The 15,759-nt window shown below is 65.0% G+C and carries 12 protein-coding genes; 3 read left to right on the top strand and 9 right to left on the bottom strand.

Annotation, left to right across the window (positions count from 1 at the left end; genetic code table 11):
• Window positions 1-145 precede the first annotated feature (145 nt).
• The gene (locus A3862_RS32660; protein ID WP_205782308.1) at window positions 146-460 is read left to right on the top strand and encodes a GNAT family N-acetyltransferase; all 315 of its coding nucleotides are present in this window, start codon (window positions 146-148) and stop codon (window positions 458-460) included.
• A 1,239-nt stretch (window positions 461-1,699) separates the two neighbouring features.
• The gene (locus A3862_RS31260; protein WP_124263040.1) at window positions 1,700-2,476 is read left to right on the top strand and encodes a hypothetical protein; all 777 of its coding nucleotides are present in this window, start codon (window positions 1,700-1,702) and stop codon (window positions 2,474-2,476) included.
• 210 nt (window positions 2,477-2,686) lie between these two features.
• Here A3862_RS31260 and A3862_RS29350 read toward each other — a convergent pair whose 3' ends face one another.
• The 3 genes from A3862_RS29350 to A3862_RS29340 all read right to left on the bottom strand — a co-directional run bounded on the left by A3862_RS29350 (window position 2,687) and on the right by A3862_RS29340 (window position 6,316).
• Entirely contained in the window at window positions 2,687-4,093 is a 1,407-nt protein-coding gene (locus A3862_RS29350; protein WP_100793898.1) for a phospholipase D-like domain-containing protein, read from the bottom strand.
• Window positions 4,094-4,303: 210 nt separating this feature from the next.
• A complete protein-coding gene (locus tag A3862_RS29345; RefSeq protein WP_043755526.1) occupies window positions 4,304-4,966 on the bottom strand; it encodes a response regulator transcription factor in 663 nt (220 codons plus the stop codon).
• Between the two features lie 9 nt (window positions 4,967-4,975).
• Window positions 4,976-6,316: a sensor histidine kinase gene (locus tag A3862_RS29340; protein WP_111474247.1), complete on the bottom strand. Its 1,341-nt coding sequence runs from the start codon at window positions 6,314-6,316 to the stop codon at window positions 4,976-4,978.
• 175 nt (window positions 6,317-6,491) lie between these two features.
• On the opposite strand from A3862_RS29340, the gene A3862_RS29335 reads away from it, so the two are divergent.
• On the top strand, window positions 6,492-7,403 hold the full coding sequence (locus A3862_RS29335) for an MBL fold metallo-hydrolase (RefSeq protein ID WP_043755530.1): 912 nt from the start codon (window positions 6,492-6,494) through the stop codon (window positions 7,401-7,403).
• A gap of 154 nt (window positions 7,404-7,557) precedes the next feature.
• Here A3862_RS29335 and A3862_RS29330 read toward each other — a convergent pair whose 3' ends face one another.
• The 6 genes from A3862_RS29330 to A3862_RS29310 form a co-directional block, all read right to left on the bottom strand.
• Window positions 7,558-8,013, bottom strand: a complete 456-nt coding sequence (locus A3862_RS29330; RefSeq protein ID WP_043755481.1) for a carboxymuconolactone decarboxylase family protein — start codon at window positions 8,011-8,013, stop codon at window positions 7,558-7,560.
• A 550-nt stretch (window positions 8,014-8,563) separates the two neighbouring features.
• A complete protein-coding gene (locus tag A3862_RS31255) occupies window positions 8,564-8,950 on the bottom strand; it encodes a hypothetical protein (RefSeq protein ID WP_124263039.1) in 387 nt (128 codons plus the stop codon).
• Window positions 8,951-9,636: 686 nt separating this feature from the next.
• Window positions 9,637-10,662 (bottom strand): TRAP transporter substrate-binding protein DctP, encoded by a 1,026-nt coding sequence (gene dctP, locus A3862_RS29325; protein ID WP_111474246.1) that lies wholly within the window; start codon window positions 10,660-10,662, stop codon window positions 9,637-9,639.
• A 161-nt stretch (window positions 10,663-10,823) separates the two neighbouring features.
• The gene (locus A3862_RS29320) at window positions 10,824-12,797 is read right to left on the bottom strand and encodes an aconitate hydratase (RefSeq protein WP_111474245.1); all 1,974 of its coding nucleotides are present in this window, start codon (window positions 12,795-12,797) and stop codon (window positions 10,824-10,826) included.
• 132 nt (window positions 12,798-12,929) lie between these two features.
• Window positions 12,930-14,408 (bottom strand): aldehyde dehydrogenase, encoded by a 1,479-nt coding sequence (locus tag A3862_RS29315; protein ID WP_164706441.1) that lies wholly within the window; start codon window positions 14,406-14,408, stop codon window positions 12,930-12,932.
• Window positions 14,409-14,523: 115 nt separating this feature from the next.
• Window positions 14,524-15,717, bottom strand: a complete 1,194-nt coding sequence (locus A3862_RS29310) for an iron-containing alcohol dehydrogenase (RefSeq protein ID WP_111474243.1) — start codon at window positions 15,715-15,717, stop codon at window positions 14,524-14,526.
• Window positions 15,718-15,759: the final 42 nt, after the last annotated feature.

The following is a 15,759-nucleotide window of genomic DNA, read 5'->3' as shown; positions in this document are numbered from 1 at the left end:
ACTGAGGTTCATCTCAGCGCATGCGCGAGAACGCTACAGGGCAGTTCCCGGGCTCTCTCAGATCGCAGACGCACTGCCACTATCCCCAAGCCGGTTCGAAGCTTGTCGCGTAGCGGCTGCCATTGACGATGCGAGGAAAGAGATCGTGGGCTTCGCCGCGATGCGAACGCTCGATGGCCCGCTCTATCTCGACAACATCTCGGTTGAAGCTGGCTCGTCGGGACGGGGAATCGGGAAGGCGCTGCTCAATGAGGTCCGCTCGCATGCTGCGAGCCTGAACGCACGGGCAGTGACGCTGACGACGTTCAGGGAGCCGGTCTGGAATGGACCGTGGTTCCGGCGCTACGGCTTCCAAACGATGCCGTTGGACCGCATTGGGCAGGGGCTATGGGGGGTCATAGATCACCAGGCCCGGACCTTTGATCCAGCCACCCGGGAGACGCTGTGGCAGCTGCTATAATGCCGCCTCATGCACCTAGCTGAAGCCGTCGGACGGCCGATAGGTGACCGCTTGCGTGAAGACGCCGCGGCTATCTGAACGGCTGGGTTGGGTCGAAGGCGGAACGGCCGTTCCAGCGCCGTTTCGATATCGTCCTCTTCTTCGTGGGTCGTACCCCAGGAGGGAACGACGACGATAGGACACCGGAATAAGCCATGTCTGCGACTATCGCTCACCAAATCGAACGCGAGGACGGTAGAGTCCGCTTGACGGTCCATCGTCGTGAGGTTGGCTTCTTCTTCTATACCGAAGACAGCTTCGAAGCCTGGGACGACACGCCTGCGGTTTGGCGAGAAGGATATCCTCCTTCCGGTCTCTTCGCGACGATGGAGGAGGCTATGGCTGAGGCCAGAGCTATTATACCCTGGTTGCGAGCCGCCTCCACCAAAGGGCACGCACCACCCCAGCCCAAGTTGTCGGACGATGACTGACGGCCGCTTCTAGGAAACGCGAACTGCGCCCCCGGCGGCTGCGTTGGGTCGATTGCGGATCAACCACTTGGCTTGGATTGCCGCTGGTCCGCTCTTAAGCGTGGCTTGCGGAAAAGGACGCCACCGTTGCGCCCGCTCTCAACTCTCCTATGGCATTGAACCCTTGCTACAGACAGATTCCGATCATCAGGCAGCCTACAGTGATACTGAAGCCCACTAGTAAGACCGCGGTGACGGGTACATAGGCTATTGCAATCATCGCCCCTGTAGATAAGCGCTTGGTTGGCAGAAAGAAGCACCCCACCATTCCTAAAAACACTGGTGTCCACAAAGTAAGCTGATCTTATCCCATAACGCCATGTCGAATTGAAAAATATAAACCGAGTGTGATCCAAAATGGTGCAAGTAGTAAATTGATTGCCCAAAATATCGTGGCAATCTTGCGTCTCTGTCCGACGCCGATCCAGTCCACAACATGGTCTTTCAAGTGAACAAGCATGAACTAAGTTTACCACTCTTCTTTGGCGAAGCTGCCGTGGGGATAGCTTATCAACTCCAACTGGAATTTCCAGACGGCTGACGAATGGCTGCTTACGAGGTGCGGTGGCGAGTGTCGAAATGACTGGGTTAAGTCGCTTCTGGAAGGCCCGCTAGGGGTAGCCTTCGAACAGTCCGCGATGATGGCCGACCCAAGGCAAAACGGACGAAGGCGCGTCGTTTAGGCTTCGTAGACACCGCTCTTAAAGGAGGAAATGCCATCATACCGGGCATGCCGCTGAACCGCGCTGCCACTGCAATTATTATGATGTCGCTTATAGTCTGCTGCGCAACAGGCGCGGTAGCCTCAGAAGCGAACAACGGCTCGTCTCGGGACGTTGTGTTTATCTACCTCGTGCCCAGTGATCGCTCGGCGTCAGATACGTACCCTGCAAAAATTACATTTGCAGCTAAACACTTCCAGTCGTGGCTTGGGCAAAAACTGGGCGGCAATACATTTCGACTGCGCTATCCCGTTGTCCGGGTCATTCATTCTGACAAGCCCGCAAAATGGTTCAGCTCGGTCGAGCGATACAATGGTTACAGTGCTTTCTACCGCAACACGTTAGATGAACTCACGCGACTGGGGGCTGCCAAATTGAACGATCCACAGGCGCGCTTCATGGTCTACGTGGATGCCGACCACGCCTGCGGACAGTCCGGCGCTGGTTGCAATGGCGTCGCTGTGGTTTCAGCAAACGATCTCCGTGGCCTGAGCGGAGAAAAGATTGTGCCAGCCTGTGATCGGGCAAACGGCGCGGAGATTGCGGGGCGCTGTCGATGGATCGGAGGAATGGGTCATGAACTGCTGCATACGCTCGGTTTGGTCCATCCCGATCATTCGCCAGCATGCCAGACATCTCAATGCCGTTCCGAAGCCTTGATGATGCAGGGATACATTACGTATCCGCGGGCCATCCTTCTTGAGGAGGAAGTTTCGCTCTTGAACCGATCCCTCTTTGTGAGCGCCCGCCATACAGACAGTCCTATCGACTGCTCGCTTCCCTGATATGCCTCGGCATGTCCGCTCCTGACCGACGCCCGTCGCACAATAGATGACCGGGTTGGGTCGCAAGCCGAATGGCTGCTTGGGGTGGAATTCAGCCGCCTGCTTCCGGGCCTGAACCTTCTGAAGTAGACACGGCCATCTCGCTCACCCCGAGCCATCGCAGGCTCATACGACGTCGCTCCCATCCTCCGACGCCTCACGAGCAGGCGTTTACCGACCGTAGTCCGCCGCGTTCAACGCGATGGCGATCCCAGGCGACCCCACGCCAAGCGCTGCCCCGCGACGGTTAGCATGGGCCACCTCACCGTAGAGCCGCATTGCGGCGCAATCATCTAGGGCGGACGTGTCCTGCCCTAGATGCTCCGCGAGCAGCTCGCAGCGCAGCGCTCGCACCACCGTCCCGTCCCATATGGAGGCGTTCAGTTCCACGTGCCCCCCAAGTGAGTTTGCGTGCAGGTTGCACGAGCCGATCGTTGCCCAGGCATCGTCAACCAGCATGATCTTGGCGTGGACGTAGACGGCGTGTGATCCCTTGCCATCTGCTACTCGGAGGCCCGCGAGCACGAAGTTCTCATGCTGATCGAGCGACTCAATGGCCTCAAACAGTCCCGCGCGAGTAGGGTCGCGACGAGCCGCACGGACCCACCCCTCCGGTTCCGAGGGAACGAGCAACACGACTTGCACCCCACGCTGTAGCGCCGCCCCCAACCTCCAAGCGAGCGCGGGCACCGGCAGCGCTTGGTTCTCGATGTAGATGGTCGATCGCGCGGCATCGATCGCCCGCTCGTATTGCTCCAGGATCGATCGTTCCCCCGCTTGGATCGCGTAGGGCTGCCCGCCCGGCGTGGCGGTACCGTCACCATAGCGGCCCGGTGGCACCATGCGCTGTATCTGCACGACGCTCATGCCTCTAGGCGCTGAGAAGCGGACCGGGAAGGGGAGCGACAAGACGCCGGCCGCCCCCCAAGTGCCGTCTGAGCAGTTTCTCTCGCTTGCCTCATTCCAGCGCTGGACGAAGTTGTGGTGCACGTCTGTCGCGGAGGGGCCGGTGACCTCGACATAAATGTCGTGCTGTCCGCCGTCCCGATGGCCGGGTGAGCCAAGCGCTTTTGCGGTCAGGTTCACACCGCCGACGAACACGGTCTCGGTAGGATGACCGGCATCGAGCAGCCAAGACTTTTGGTGCTGGCAGTACGCTGTCCCCGCTCGATCCCAACGAATGGCGAATCGAGCCCCCCGGGCACGGAGCAGTTCGCGGTCGTCATCTGTACCTGGGAAGGCGCGTCCGTAACGGCTGCTCTCTGGATTCGGCCGCCAAAAAAGCACGCGCACGTCGAGCCCACGCGCCACGGCGTCATCCAGCATGTCGAAGAGGCTGCGTCCATCCGCGAATTGGAAGTCGTGCGCGTAGAACGTGACCGTCAGCCAAATACTGTGCCTTGCCGCCTCGATAGCCTCTGCGATGCGCCGAAAGGCCGGCTCACCATCCACGAGGGGTCGCACCAAGTTGCCTGCGCGCACCGGGTAAGCGCCGGCGACGGCGGGGATGTAGCCTCGACGTTCCTCGTCAGGAGACGATGGGTCGAGATCAGGTCCGATGTGGGGTGTCTGGCTCATGCGGAAACTATGCGCGCTAGGCACCGCACGTCGAGGATAATGGCGCTAACTGGTCCAATCCGGATTTACTGGCCGGCCGACGAATGACCGCTTCTGGTGAGCGCTGATGTTCGCCCGCATGGCCGAGTTGGGTCGCCACCAGAAGGGCCGTTTGGGGTGGATTTCCGCCGGTCCGCTTCTGGTCGAAAGGTCGTCAAAGCAGACGAAGTGCTAGGGCTCCTTCAGCGCCAGTTCCTCCGAGGGCGATACAAGCCCAGCTCCGATCGCGATCCAAACGAGATGCGCATCGGTGCGCGCCCCGAGCGTGGCGCGGATTACCGAAAGGTTGTTGTGCACCGTCTTGAGGCTCAGGCACAGCGCCTCGGCGACGGCCTGCGCGGTCATCCCGCCGGCGGTCAGACCTAGGATTTCAAGCTCCCGCGGGCTGAGGTCGTCTAGCGCCGTGCGCCCCCCAGCTACCTCATCCTGAGCGATAGCGCGCGCGATGTCGGCGCTCATCGCCCGCTCACCGCGGAGCACGGTCGCCACCGCCGACAGCAGCTCACGGGGTGGGCTCGCCTTGCTGACATACCCGCTCGCCCCGGCGGCGAAGGCTTGGCGCGCGATCATCGCCCCGGTGCGCATGCTGAACACGACGATGCGAGCTGACCCATCCCATTGGCGGATATGACGGATAGCCTCGATACCGCTTGGGCCCGGCAGCGACAGGTCGAGGATCACGAGATCGGGCGCGTGAGCCTTGTAGTGGGAATAGGCCATTGCCGCGTTCTCGGCTTCAGCGACCACGACCAAGCCCGGCTGTCGCTCGATCAGGCGGCGATAGCCCTCGCGCACGACTGGATGGTCGTCGACGAGCAGGATGGTTGTGGCCATGAGGCGATCTCAGCCGGCCGTCGGCACGGATGCACAGGCATGGATGCCTGAACCGGTGCCGGTGAGCGAAAAGCTTCCGCCCATGGCGGCGAGCCGCGCTCGGATGCCGACGAGCCCACGGCCCGTGTGAGAAGCTGTTCGGGACACATCGCCCCCACCGTCATCGTCGAGCGTCAGCGTCACCGTTCGTGGTCCGGCCTCCGACCGGCCGAGCCGCAGGAAGATCCGGCTCGGTTGGCCATGTCGCAAGGCGTTCGTCAGCAGTTCCTGCGCGATCCGATAGAGGCTCGCCGCCACGTTCTCGGATATGTCGGAGAGATCACCCCTGACATCGAGATGCAGGGCCGGCCCGGACCTGAGTTGTCCTCGCCAATCTGCCACGAGGCCACGCAGAGCCTCCTCCAATCCGGCTTCGGCGAGATCGGGCAGTTCGAGGCGGGCCAGGGCTCCACGCAGGCTCTCCCGCATGGTGGCGATGATGGCTTCGATACCCTGGGCGTCCTCGCGAAGATCGTCGCGCTCCGGGGGCGCAGCCAGTTCGATCGCTGCGGCACGTGCCCCCGCAGCGGCCAGGCACTGGCCGAAGGCATCGTGTAGGTCGCGCGCGAGGGCCTGCCGCTCTTCTTCTTGAACCGTGACGAGCCGCTGCATCAGGCCCGCGCGCTCGGCCTCAATGTGGGCAAGCCGGTCGGCGAGGGCGTTGCAGGCCCGGGCAATCCGGTCGAACTCGGTGGCGGCAAAGCTTGGCAGCGGCGGGCGGATGCCGGCCATATCGAGGTTTTCCAGCCCGTGCACGATCCGCCTAACCGGTGCGACGAGGCGCGTCACGGTGAGCCAGTTTAGAAGGAGCGTCGCCGCCGCCAAACCAAGGGCTAGTCCGCCTGCGAGGCGCGTGCGCCGCCAGAGACGAGCCGCCGATGCCATCGGATCGGGCCATGCCGTGACACTGCCGATGGTGCGTTCACGATACACGATCGCCCGGATCGTCGGCGCGGCAGCGGCCTCCCGGACGAGGGCTTCGCGGAACCACGCAGGGGCGGCATCGAGGCCGTCCCAGTCACCGCAAAAGCGGCGGGGCAATTCCACGCCGAGATGAATGTCGGCGCAGATGCCCGGCAGGAGCGTGACGATGGCCGGCGCGGCCTGCGGTGCGCTGGCGGGCATTGCAGCTGGTCCGGCGCTTCCGAGCCCCGGCTGACGCGCGAGCTGCGCGGCGATCCGATCTGCCGACATTGCAGCCTCCCAGCGGAGGCTCGCGTGAGCGTCCCAGGCGGCCCATGCGATCGCCCCCACTAGGCAGAGCGCGGCCACAACAAGAAGGCGCAGACCGAGATGTGTGGGCAGGCTCATGGATCAAGCAGCCGGGCTCGAAGCGAGGCTCTGATTTGGCACCGGGACCGTGAGGGTGCGCAAGCCATGGCTCACTCGGACGGGAAGAATGCCCGGGCTTCAGCGGGAGGACTTCCCTGGTCTGATCCCGCCACGATCCGGAGGATGGTGCTGTCCCCTCTCCACGGAGCCGACCATGTCGCTTCACCTGTCTCGCCGTAACCTCCTGGCTGCGTCCGCCCTGCTCCCGCTCGGATTTCACCTCCCTGCAATGGCCGCGCCCGTGAATGGCCCGTACCGGGTCGGCGCGTTCACGGTGACGCCGTTGCGCGACGGCCTCTTTCCGCTGGAGCCGAGCATGATCCCGGCCGCCGAAAGCCAGGCCGGACAAGCCTTGCTGGAGGGGGCCGGTCTTCCTGCGAAGGGCCCGTCGCCGGAGCCGGTCAACGCGTTCCTGATCCGACGCGGGGAACGGCACTGGCTGCTCGATGCGGGCTGCGGCACCGTCCTCGGGTCGGGCTTCGACAGGGTAACCGCGGCACTGGCGGCGGAGGGCGTGCGGCCGGAGCAGATCGAGACCATCTGGCTCAGCCATCTGCACGCCGACCATGCCGGTGGTCTCTTGACGCCGGACCGCCTCGCGCGGTTCGCAAACGCGGAACTCGTGCTGCAGGAGCGTGAGGTGGCCTACTGGTCGGATGCGGCTGCCAGAGCCTCCGCTCCGGCTCCATTGAGCCCGATGTTCGAGACCGCACAGGCGGTGCTGGCGGCCTATCCTGACAGGATCCGGCGTGTCTCCGGCGAGGCGGAGCTAGCACCGGGTATCCATGCGCTGCCGCTGCCCGGCCATACACCGGGACATATGGGCGTCTTGATCGCGGACGGCTCCGACGGCCTGCTGATCTGGGGCGACATCGTCCACTCGCGGATCCTACAGATGCCGCATCCGGATTGGACGGTGATCTGGGACACCGATCCAGCGGAAGCGATCACGACGCGACGGCGCATCCTCGACCGTGCGGCAGTCGACGGCTTGAGGGTGACCGGGATGCACCTCGCCACAAGTGGAAGGATCGAGCGTGCGGATACGGGTTATGCACTGGTCTAGCTGCGCCGCAACTAGGGGACCGCGGATGTCCGCTTTCGAGGTCTCTTCAATGGACAATTGGCGACCGCATTGGGTGGAAAGCTTCCGGTCTGCTCATCGATTGGCAGCCCGGGAAGCTGCCGTCGCCCCAGCCATGGTCGTGCTCGGAAGGGGCTCAGGCTTTCGCGACGACTGGAAGCCGGAAGGGCGCTCCGAGCCGATTGAATGCGTTCATCGCCGCGATGGCGATCGTGAGATCCACGAGATCCTTTGCCGTGAAAGCCGCGCTCGCGGCCGCATAGGCTTCGTCGGAAGCGTGCGTCTCGCTAACCAGTGTGACTTCCTCCGCCCACGCGAGCGCAGCTCGGTATTGGTCGGAGAACAGGTGGGGCACCTCGGCCCAGACTGGAACCAGGGCGACCTTCTCGAACGGCATCGTCTTGAGGAGATCACGGGAATGTAGGTCGATGCAATGCGCGCAGCCATTGATCTGCGACACGCGCAAGAAGACGAGGTGGATCAGTTCGTGGGGTAGGTCGGTGCCCGTGGTGATGTAGTGGTGGATGCCGAAGAGCGCCCTTGCGCCCTGCGGCGCCACCTCAGTCCAGACTAGCCGCTTGTTCTGACTCATGACGGATCCCAGTGCTCGGAACGCCGGAGATCGACGTTCGAAGCTACGACGAGCTGGCCCGCAAAGATGTGACATGCCACGCCACATTCCTGTTCGACAGGCGGACACGTGGCTCGTTCACGTTCGGACGTCCGCTTCGAAGCAGTCTCTCCGAGGCATTCGCCGACCGGATTGGGTCGTAAGCAGGATGGCCGCTTTTCCGAACGACTTTCTCCGAAGCGGACTGGCAGCTATCGGCCAGTTCCAGTCCCATCGACGAGCGCCTCTGAACGGCTGGGTTGGGTCGATAGCGGGAGGGCTGCTCAGGGTGGTTTCCCGCCAGTCGGCTTCGAAGCGACATAGGCTTCAATCCGGACGGAGCAGTTCCGCTCCCGCGAGACCGTTCTCGGATCGTGCCGTAAGCAACAGACCTTCAGCGTTGACGACGTCATCGACCAGCTTATGACAGGCTACGCTCTTTCAGAGGCACAACGGGCCTTGGGCAGTATGCATTTTTCCGTCGGAGCCGTGTTGGCAGTGGGGCAACAAGTCATTGCAACCGGCCGCAGAATTATAGGGTTGAACTACCTTCATAATCTTTTTTGGATGTGACCGCGATTAATATATTGAGGGCAAACGTAGCCAAAGCAACTGATGCACTTGCGATAACTGGATATTCAATTTTTTTAATGTTGCAATAACAGTACAAAAGTGCCACCATTCCCACGAAAGTGATCAGCAAAATGTAATTTATCAACGGGCGTTTGATGGCGCAGTTATAGGTAAGCGCCAATAAAGGCCAAACAAATGCCGCTGAAAACATCAAAGCTGGAACTATTGTTAATACGAAAGTGAGCGCATTCAGGGTATCGCCAGACCCATTTAATTTGAAAATTACTGCATACTGCATAACTAAATTGATGATAGTTAATACTGCCAGAGTTGGGCCGTTTGACATAACTAATTCGCTTTACATAACAGTTAGATGGCGCGTGCAGTTGAGTCGGATGAAATATATTCGATCGTCTTGCAAGGCAGGACGGCGAAATAGCAGCATATGGGTTTTGATCCGGCTGGGAATGAACCGTCAGCCTGAACTGAACTTTGATCATCTCCGCTTCGAGATCGGCTATCTTCTTCGCATCACATCACCTTCGTGATTGATAGTCCTATGGGCGGTGCGCCCCGTATAGCGCGAACCACGGCAATTTCCGATACCGCTCTGTAGGGCTAGCGTCCGCTTTCGAGAAACGGGCGAGAGCCGCCGAGTGGCTGAGTTGGGTCGATAGGAGGCCGTCCGGTTTTGCGGCGGCCCCTCTCCGAAGCGGACCGGCAGCTTTCGGCCAGACTGCGTCACGCCGGATCGTCAGCGCACGCAGGACCAGACATTCGGCATTGCGCCCAAACCGGTCTCTGGGTCGAAACGCGGACATCTCGAAAGCTGACCTGCGGCTTGAGCGGACATGCGGCTTGACGACCGCGCTGGGGGCCGCCGCGGAGGGCTTCGGAGGCATCCCTTCGGTCTCGACGCGCGTCGGCATTCAGGGGGTCGATGCCGCGCTCGCAGATCCCGGCAGACATCTCGGCGAGCGTCGGATATCGCTTATGCGTTCCGCAGGAGGCGGAGCCGCATCCGGGCGCACCTCACTGCACCTGCTCCGCGAGCCTGAGCAGCTCGGCGCACGAGGCGTTCTTGCCGGCGAAATCCTTCCAGGCCGTGTCGCGGGCCGCCTCACGCCATGTCTGAATGTGATCGGCCGTGAGTTCGTGGATCTTGGCACCGCGGGCGGCGTAGATCTTGGTGATCTCCTCGTCATCGGCCTTGGCGGCCGCGAAGGAGAAGACCTCCAGCTCCTGGCCGATCTCCTGAACAGCCCTCTGCTGCTCCGGCGTCAGCGCCTCGAACGTTGCCTTGGAGATGATCAGCGGCTCCAGGATGAACCAGAAGGAGCGCCCCCGGCCGGCGGTGAGGTTCTTGGTCAGCTCGTCGAGACGGAACGAGATCAGGCTCGTGGAGGCGCTCACCGCCGCCTCCAGCGCACCGGTCTGCATGCCGATATACATCTCGCTCGACGGCATGGTGGAGACGATGGCGCCGGAGGCCTGGAACACGAGGTCCATCTCGCGGCCGCCGCCGCGGATCTTTACGCCCTTCACGTCGGAGGGCACGAGGATCGGGTGGACGCGCGAGGCGACCGCTCCCGATTGCCAGACCCAGGTCACGATCATCACGCCCTTGTCGTTGAGCGTTTTGGCGAGCCGCTCTCCGACCGGGGCGGTGCGCCACCGGGCGGCCTGATCGTAGTTCGTCACCAGGGCCGGCATCAGGGCGATGTTGGCCTCCGGCAGCTCGCCGCCCGCGTAGGAGAGCGGCACGAGGCTCAGGTCGACGGCCCCTTTGCGCACCGCGCTGAACTGCGCGAGCGTCTTCACCAGCGAGGAACCCGGATAGACCTGTACCGTCAGGCTGCCGCCGGTGCGCTTCTCGAGCTCATGGCCGAAGCGGCGGCAGATGCGGTCGCGGGCGTCACCGGACTCCAGAGTGCCGCCCGGAAACTGGTGCGAGATGCGCAGCACCTTCGGCGCCTGTGCCCGCAGCACGGCCGGGCTGGTGATCAGGCCGGCGCCGATCGCCGCCGATCCGAGCAGGTTGCGGCGTGTGACGATCATGCTGAGTCCTCCATCTTTTCGTGACGGTGAAGCCTGTCACCGATAGACGTGTTCGATCTCGGGTTCTGGGGCGACCGGCCGGCGGCACCCGACCCGGGCCGGGAGCCAACGTGTGCGGCGCGCGCCTCACAGGTGCCGCTCGCCGGCCTGGTCAACAGTTCTCAGGCGACGGTGCGGGCGGGTTCGGGCTGGATGCGCCCGCGCAGCCAGTTGATCACGCCGCCCGCGAGCAGGATCTCGATCTGGCGCGGCGACAGGTCGTGCCGCAGCCGGATCGTCGCCTTGCCGCCCCGGACGGTCGCGGTGATCTCCCGGCCCGCCGCCAGCGCGTCGGCGACGCCGGTGATCTCCACCGTGTCGCCCATCTCCAGCCGGTCGTAGTCGGCCAAGTCCTGGAAGGTCAGCGGCAGGACGCCGAAATTTACGAGGTTCTGCCAGTGGATCCGGGCGAAGCTCTTGGCCAGCACGACCTCCAGCCCGAGATAGCGCGGGGCGAGCGCGGCGTTCTCGCGGCTCGAGCCCTGGCCGTAATTCAGGCCGCCGACGATGGCGTGGCCGGCGCGCTCCTTGCCGCCTTGCTTCGCCCGCTTCGGGTAGGTGTCGTCGATCGGCTCGAAGGTGAACTCGCTCGTCTTCGGGATGTTCGACCAATAGGGCATCACCCGGGTGCCCGCCGGCATGATGTCGTCGGTGGAGATGTCGTCGCCGGTCTTCAGCATCACCGGCACGCGGATGTCGGGCCCGAGCTTGCCGAGGTCGGGCAGCGTCGTGATGTTTTCGGATTTCTCCAGCCGCACCGCCCGGGCCTCCGCCTCGGCCAAGGGCGCCACCAGCATCGTGGTGTTGGCCGGCACCATCGCGGGCGGCACGATCCGCGGGTAGGGCATGTCGAGGGTGCGCGGATCGGTGATGATGCCGGTGAGCGCCGAGGCCGCAGCCGTCTCCGGGGAGCACAGGAACACGCTGTCCTCCCGGGTGCCGGAGCGGCCGGGGAAGTTGCGCGGCACCGTCCGCAGGGAGTTGCGCCCTGAGGCGGGGGCCTGGCCCATGCCGATGCAGCCGTTGCAGCCGGCCTGATGGACCCGAGCGCCGGCGTGGATAAGGTCGGAGAGCTGGCCGTCCCGGATCAGGGACTCCAGCACGACCCGGGTCGAGGGGTTGATGTCGAAGGACACCCGATCGTGGGCGGTGCGGCCCCTCACGATGGCGGCCGCCACGGCGAAGTCGCGGAAGCCCGGATTGGCCGAGGAGCCGATGTAAGCCTGGTAGATCTCGGTGCCGGCGACCTCCGAGACGGGCACGACGTTGCCGGGGCTCGACGGCTTGGCGATCATCGGTACGAGGGAGGACAGGTCGACCTCCTCGTGGTCGTCGTAAGCGCAGCCCGCGTCGGCCGCGAGCGGCGTCCAGTCGCCGCCGCGCCCGACACCGTCGAGGAAGGCCTTCGTCGACGCATCGGAGGGGAACACGCTCGTGGTGGCGCCCATCTCGGCGCCCATGTTGGCGATGACGTGCCGGTCCATGGCGGTCAGGCCCTCCAGGCCCGGCCCGTAATACTCGATGATCCGGCCGAACCCGCCCTCGACCCCGTGGCGGCCGAGCAGCGTCAGGATCACGTCCTTGGCGCTCACCCAGTCGGGCAGCGACCCGGTCAGCTTCACGCCCCAGACCCGGGGCATGCGCAGCTGCAGCGGCTCGCCCGCCATGGCGAGCGCCACCTCGACGCCGCCCGCCCCGAAAGCCAGCATGCCGAGCGAGCCGGCCGCGGGGGTGTGGCTGTCGGAGCCGACCAGCGTCTGGCCGGGCTTGCCGAAGCTCTGCATGTGGACCGGATGGCTGATGCCGTTGCCCGGCCGCGAGTACCAGACCCCGAATCGGCGGCAGGCCGAGCGCAGGAACATGTGCTCATCCGCGTTGAGCTGGTCGTTCTGGACAAGGTTGTGGTCGATGTATTGCGCCGCGAGACCGACCTTGACGCGCTCGACGCCCATCGCCTCCAGCTCAAGCATGACGAGGCCGCCGAGCACGTCCTGCAGGAGGGTTTGGTCGATCCTGAGAGCGATCTCGCCGCCCGGGGTGAGGTCGCCCTCGGCGAGGTGGGACTGGACGAGCTTCTGCGTCAGGTTCAACGCCATCGGGGGCCTCCCTCGTGATCCGTGTCGCGGGCTGCCGGGCCCTGGCCCGGGCTCCCGTCTTGTCGTCGCGTCCAGGCGCCAGGTCTTGCAGTATTGTCCAGCTTGGACCGGCGCGCTGTACCTATGGTTACATTATTGCAGAGTGAACGGGTTCGTGATGGACGATTTTGGATTGATAAAGACGCTCTTTGTCTCAAGGTACTCGTGGATCGCCGCGAGCCCGTTCTCCCGACCGATGCCGGAGTTCTTGAACCCGCCGAAGGGCGCGAGGTAGCTGACCACACGGTAGGCGTTCACCCATACGGTGCCCGCACGCAGGCGCCTGGGCAGGTTCAGGGCCCGTCCGAGATCCGTCGTCCAGAACCCGGCGGCGAGGCCGTAGGGCGTGTCGTTGGCGATCGCCACGGCTTCATCGTCGGTCTCGAACGTCATGATCGATAGCAACGGGCCGAACACCTCCTCGCGGGCGATCCGCATCTGGTTGGTCACGCCCGTGAAGATCGTCGGCTCGACGAACCAGCCCTCGCCGAGCCGGGGATCGCTCGCCCGCTTGCCGCCGAGCACGCAGCGGGCGCCCTCGGCCTTGGCGATCTCGATGTAGTCCAGAACCTTCGCGAGCTGCGGCTCGGTGGCGATCGGGCCGACATCGGTATCGGCCGCGCGGGGATCGCCGAGCCGGGCCTCCCGCATGCGCGCCACGAGCTTCTCGACGAAGGCGTCGTGGATCGAGGCGTGCAGCAGCAGCCGCGAACCCGCCATGCAGGTCTGGCCGGCGGCGGCGAAGATGCCGGAGATGACGCCCTTGACCGCCGCGTCGATGTCGGCGTCCGCGAATACGATGTGCGGGGACTTGCCCCCAAGTTCCAGCGACACGCGCTTGAACTGGCGGCCCGCGGCCTCCGAGATCTTGGCACCGCCGAGGTCGGAGCCCGTGAAGGCGATGCGCTCCACGAGCGGGTGCTCGACCAGCGCGCGGCCGGCCTCGGCCCCGTAGCCGGTCACCACGTTGACGACACCCTTCGGGAAGCCCGCTTCCGCGAACAGCCGCGCCAGCCCGAGCATGGAGGCCGAGGCGAACTCGGAGGGCTTGACCACCACGGTGTTGCCCGCCGCGAGCGCGGGTGCGAGCTTCCACACCGTCAGCAGGAGTGGCGAGTTCCACGGCGTGATCGCTCCGACCACGCCGATCGGCTCGTGTACGACGTAGTTGAACATGCCGACCTTATCGGTCGGCGGCACCGAGCCCTCAATCTTGTCGGCGAGACCGCCGTAGTATTGGAACCAGCGCGGCAGGTACTTCATCTGGCCGAGCATCTCGACCATGAGCTTGCCGTTGTCGCGGACCTCCAGATCGGCCAGCTCCTGCGCGTTCGCGGCGATCACGTCGCCGAGACGGTGGAGCAGCAGCCCGCGGTCGCTGGCGGTCATGCGCGCCCACGGACCGTCGGAGAACGCGGCGTGCGCCGCGCGGACGGCCGCGTCGACATCCGCGGCGCCGGCCTCGGGGATCCGCGCCCAGACCCGGTTGGTGTAGGGATCCTTGGTCTCAATCCATCGCCCGGTGGCCGAGGCACGCCAGTCGCCGTCGATATACATGTCCAGGTCGCGCACGCCGGCCTCCGGCCCGCGCTCCGACGCGGCGCTTGAACCCGGCTGGCCGGGGGTCGAGGACTCGTCCATCCCTGATCTCCTGATCTGTGTCTGGTTCCCGCGCGTCCCCTGGGCCTCAGCGGCCGAGGCAGCGCTCGTAGATCCGCGTCGCCTGCGCGACGGTCATCGGCCGGGCCGCCGGCGCGACGATGTGGGTATCCTCGTCGATGTGCGGCGGCGTCTGCGGCGCGTAGAGGCCCGGAACCGCGAGGCGGGCCATCTCGGCGCAGCGCTCCGGCGGCAGGTGATCCGGCGACAGATGGCGGGCGAAGCCGATGTCGTCGTAGAGGCGAAACAGGGCCGCGACGCCGGCCTCGACGGCCTGCGCGTCGGTGAGGCCGGCGACGTCGGCTCCGAGGGCCTCGGCAAGCCGTCGGCCCTTGGCGGGCACCGCCGCTGCGTTGTGGGCCATGGTCCAGGGCACGAGCGTCCCGACGCCGAGCGGGTGCGCGAGGTCGAGATGGCCTTCGAGGGGCAGCGACAGGGCGTGCGCGTGGCTGAGCCGGGCGTTGCCGCAGGCGATGTTGGACATGGCCGAGGCGAGCAGGTTGTCGGCCCGCGCGGTCTCGTCGCCGTCGAGGATCGAGGCGCGCATCGAGGCGGCCTGCAACCGGGCCGATTCCAGCGCCAGCGCGTCGGTGAGCGGCGAGGCGAGATCCGACAGGTAGGCCTCGATCGCGTGCGTCAGCGCGTCGACCGCGGGCAGGACCGCCGCGCTCCGCGGCAGCGTCGCCAGCACCGCGGGATCGAGGACGGCGACCGCCGGGAAGCTCAGCGGCCCGCCGGCGAGGAGCTTCAGGTGCCGTTCCTCGTCCTTGACGATGGTGAACTGCGAAACCTCCGACCCCGACCCCGCCGTGGTCGGCACCATGACCATCGGCAGCGCCGGCCGGTCGAAATTCCCGGCGCCCAGGTGATCGCGCAGGGTGGTGCCGTTGGCCGCGACGATCGCCACGCCCTTGCCGGTGCACATCACCGAGCCGCCGCCGACGCAGACGATGCCGTCGATCCGCTCCGCGCGGCAGCGGGCCGCCTGTTCGTCGATGTGCGCGAGCCGCGCGTCGATCCCGCAGGCGTCGAACAGCGCGGTCTCGAGCCCCGCCGCTCTCAGGCTGTCGAGGACGCGGGCGAAGAAGGCTTGCTTGCCGATCACCGGATCGGTGACGACCAGAACGTTGCGACATCCCAGGCCGTGGGTCGCCGGCCCGACGCCGTCGAGGGAACCGGGACCCCAGACGACCCGGGTCGGCATGAAGTAGGTCAGGCTCATGGCACGCTCCGCTGTGGCATCCGGCGTCAGGGCGCGGATTGG

The sequence above is a fragment of the Methylobacterium sp. XJLW genome, from assembly GCF_003254375.1.
GTDB classification, from domain to species: Bacteria; Pseudomonadota; Alphaproteobacteria; order Rhizobiales; family Beijerinckiaceae; genus Methylobacterium; species Methylobacterium fujisawaense.
The sequence above is the reverse complement of the archived record's forward strand: the minus strand, read 5'-3'. Positions and strand labels throughout refer to the sequence as shown.

Coding starts and splice junctions, on each gene's coding strand:
- A3862_RS31260 (WP_124263040.1), top strand. CDS start 1,700: ATGCCGCTGAACCGCGCTGCCACTGCAATTATTATGATGTCGCTTATA.
- A3862_RS29350 (WP_100793898.1), bottom strand. CDS start 4,093: ATGAGCCAGACACCCCACATCGGACCTGATCTCGACCCATCGTCTCCT.
- A3862_RS29345 (WP_043755526.1), bottom strand. CDS start 4,966: ATGGCCACAACCATCCTGCTCGTCGACGACCATCCAGTCGTGCGCGAG.
- A3862_RS29340 (WP_111474247.1), bottom strand. CDS start 6,316: ATGAGCCTGCCCACACATCTCGGTCTGCGCCTTCTTGTTGTGGCCGCG.
- A3862_RS29335 (WP_043755530.1), top strand. CDS start 6,492: ATGTCGCTTCACCTGTCTCGCCGTAACCTCCTGGCTGCGTCCGCCCTG.
- A3862_RS29330 (WP_043755481.1), bottom strand. CDS start 8,013: ATGAGTCAGAACAAGCGGCTAGTCTGGACTGAGGTGGCGCCGCAGGGC.
- A3862_RS31255 (WP_124263039.1), bottom strand. CDS start 8,950: ATGTCAAACGGCCCAACTCTGGCAGTATTAACTATCATCAATTTAGTT.
- dctP (WP_111474246.1), bottom strand. CDS start 10,662: ATGATCGTCACACGCCGCAACCTGCTCGGATCGGCGGCGATCGGCGCC.
- A3862_RS29320 (WP_111474245.1), bottom strand. CDS start 12,797: ATGGCGTTGAACCTGACGCAGAAGCTCGTCCAGTCCCACCTCGCCGAG.
- A3862_RS29310 (WP_111474243.1), bottom strand. CDS start 15,717: ATGAGCCTGACCTACTTCATGCCGACCCGGGTCGTCTGGGGTCCCGGT.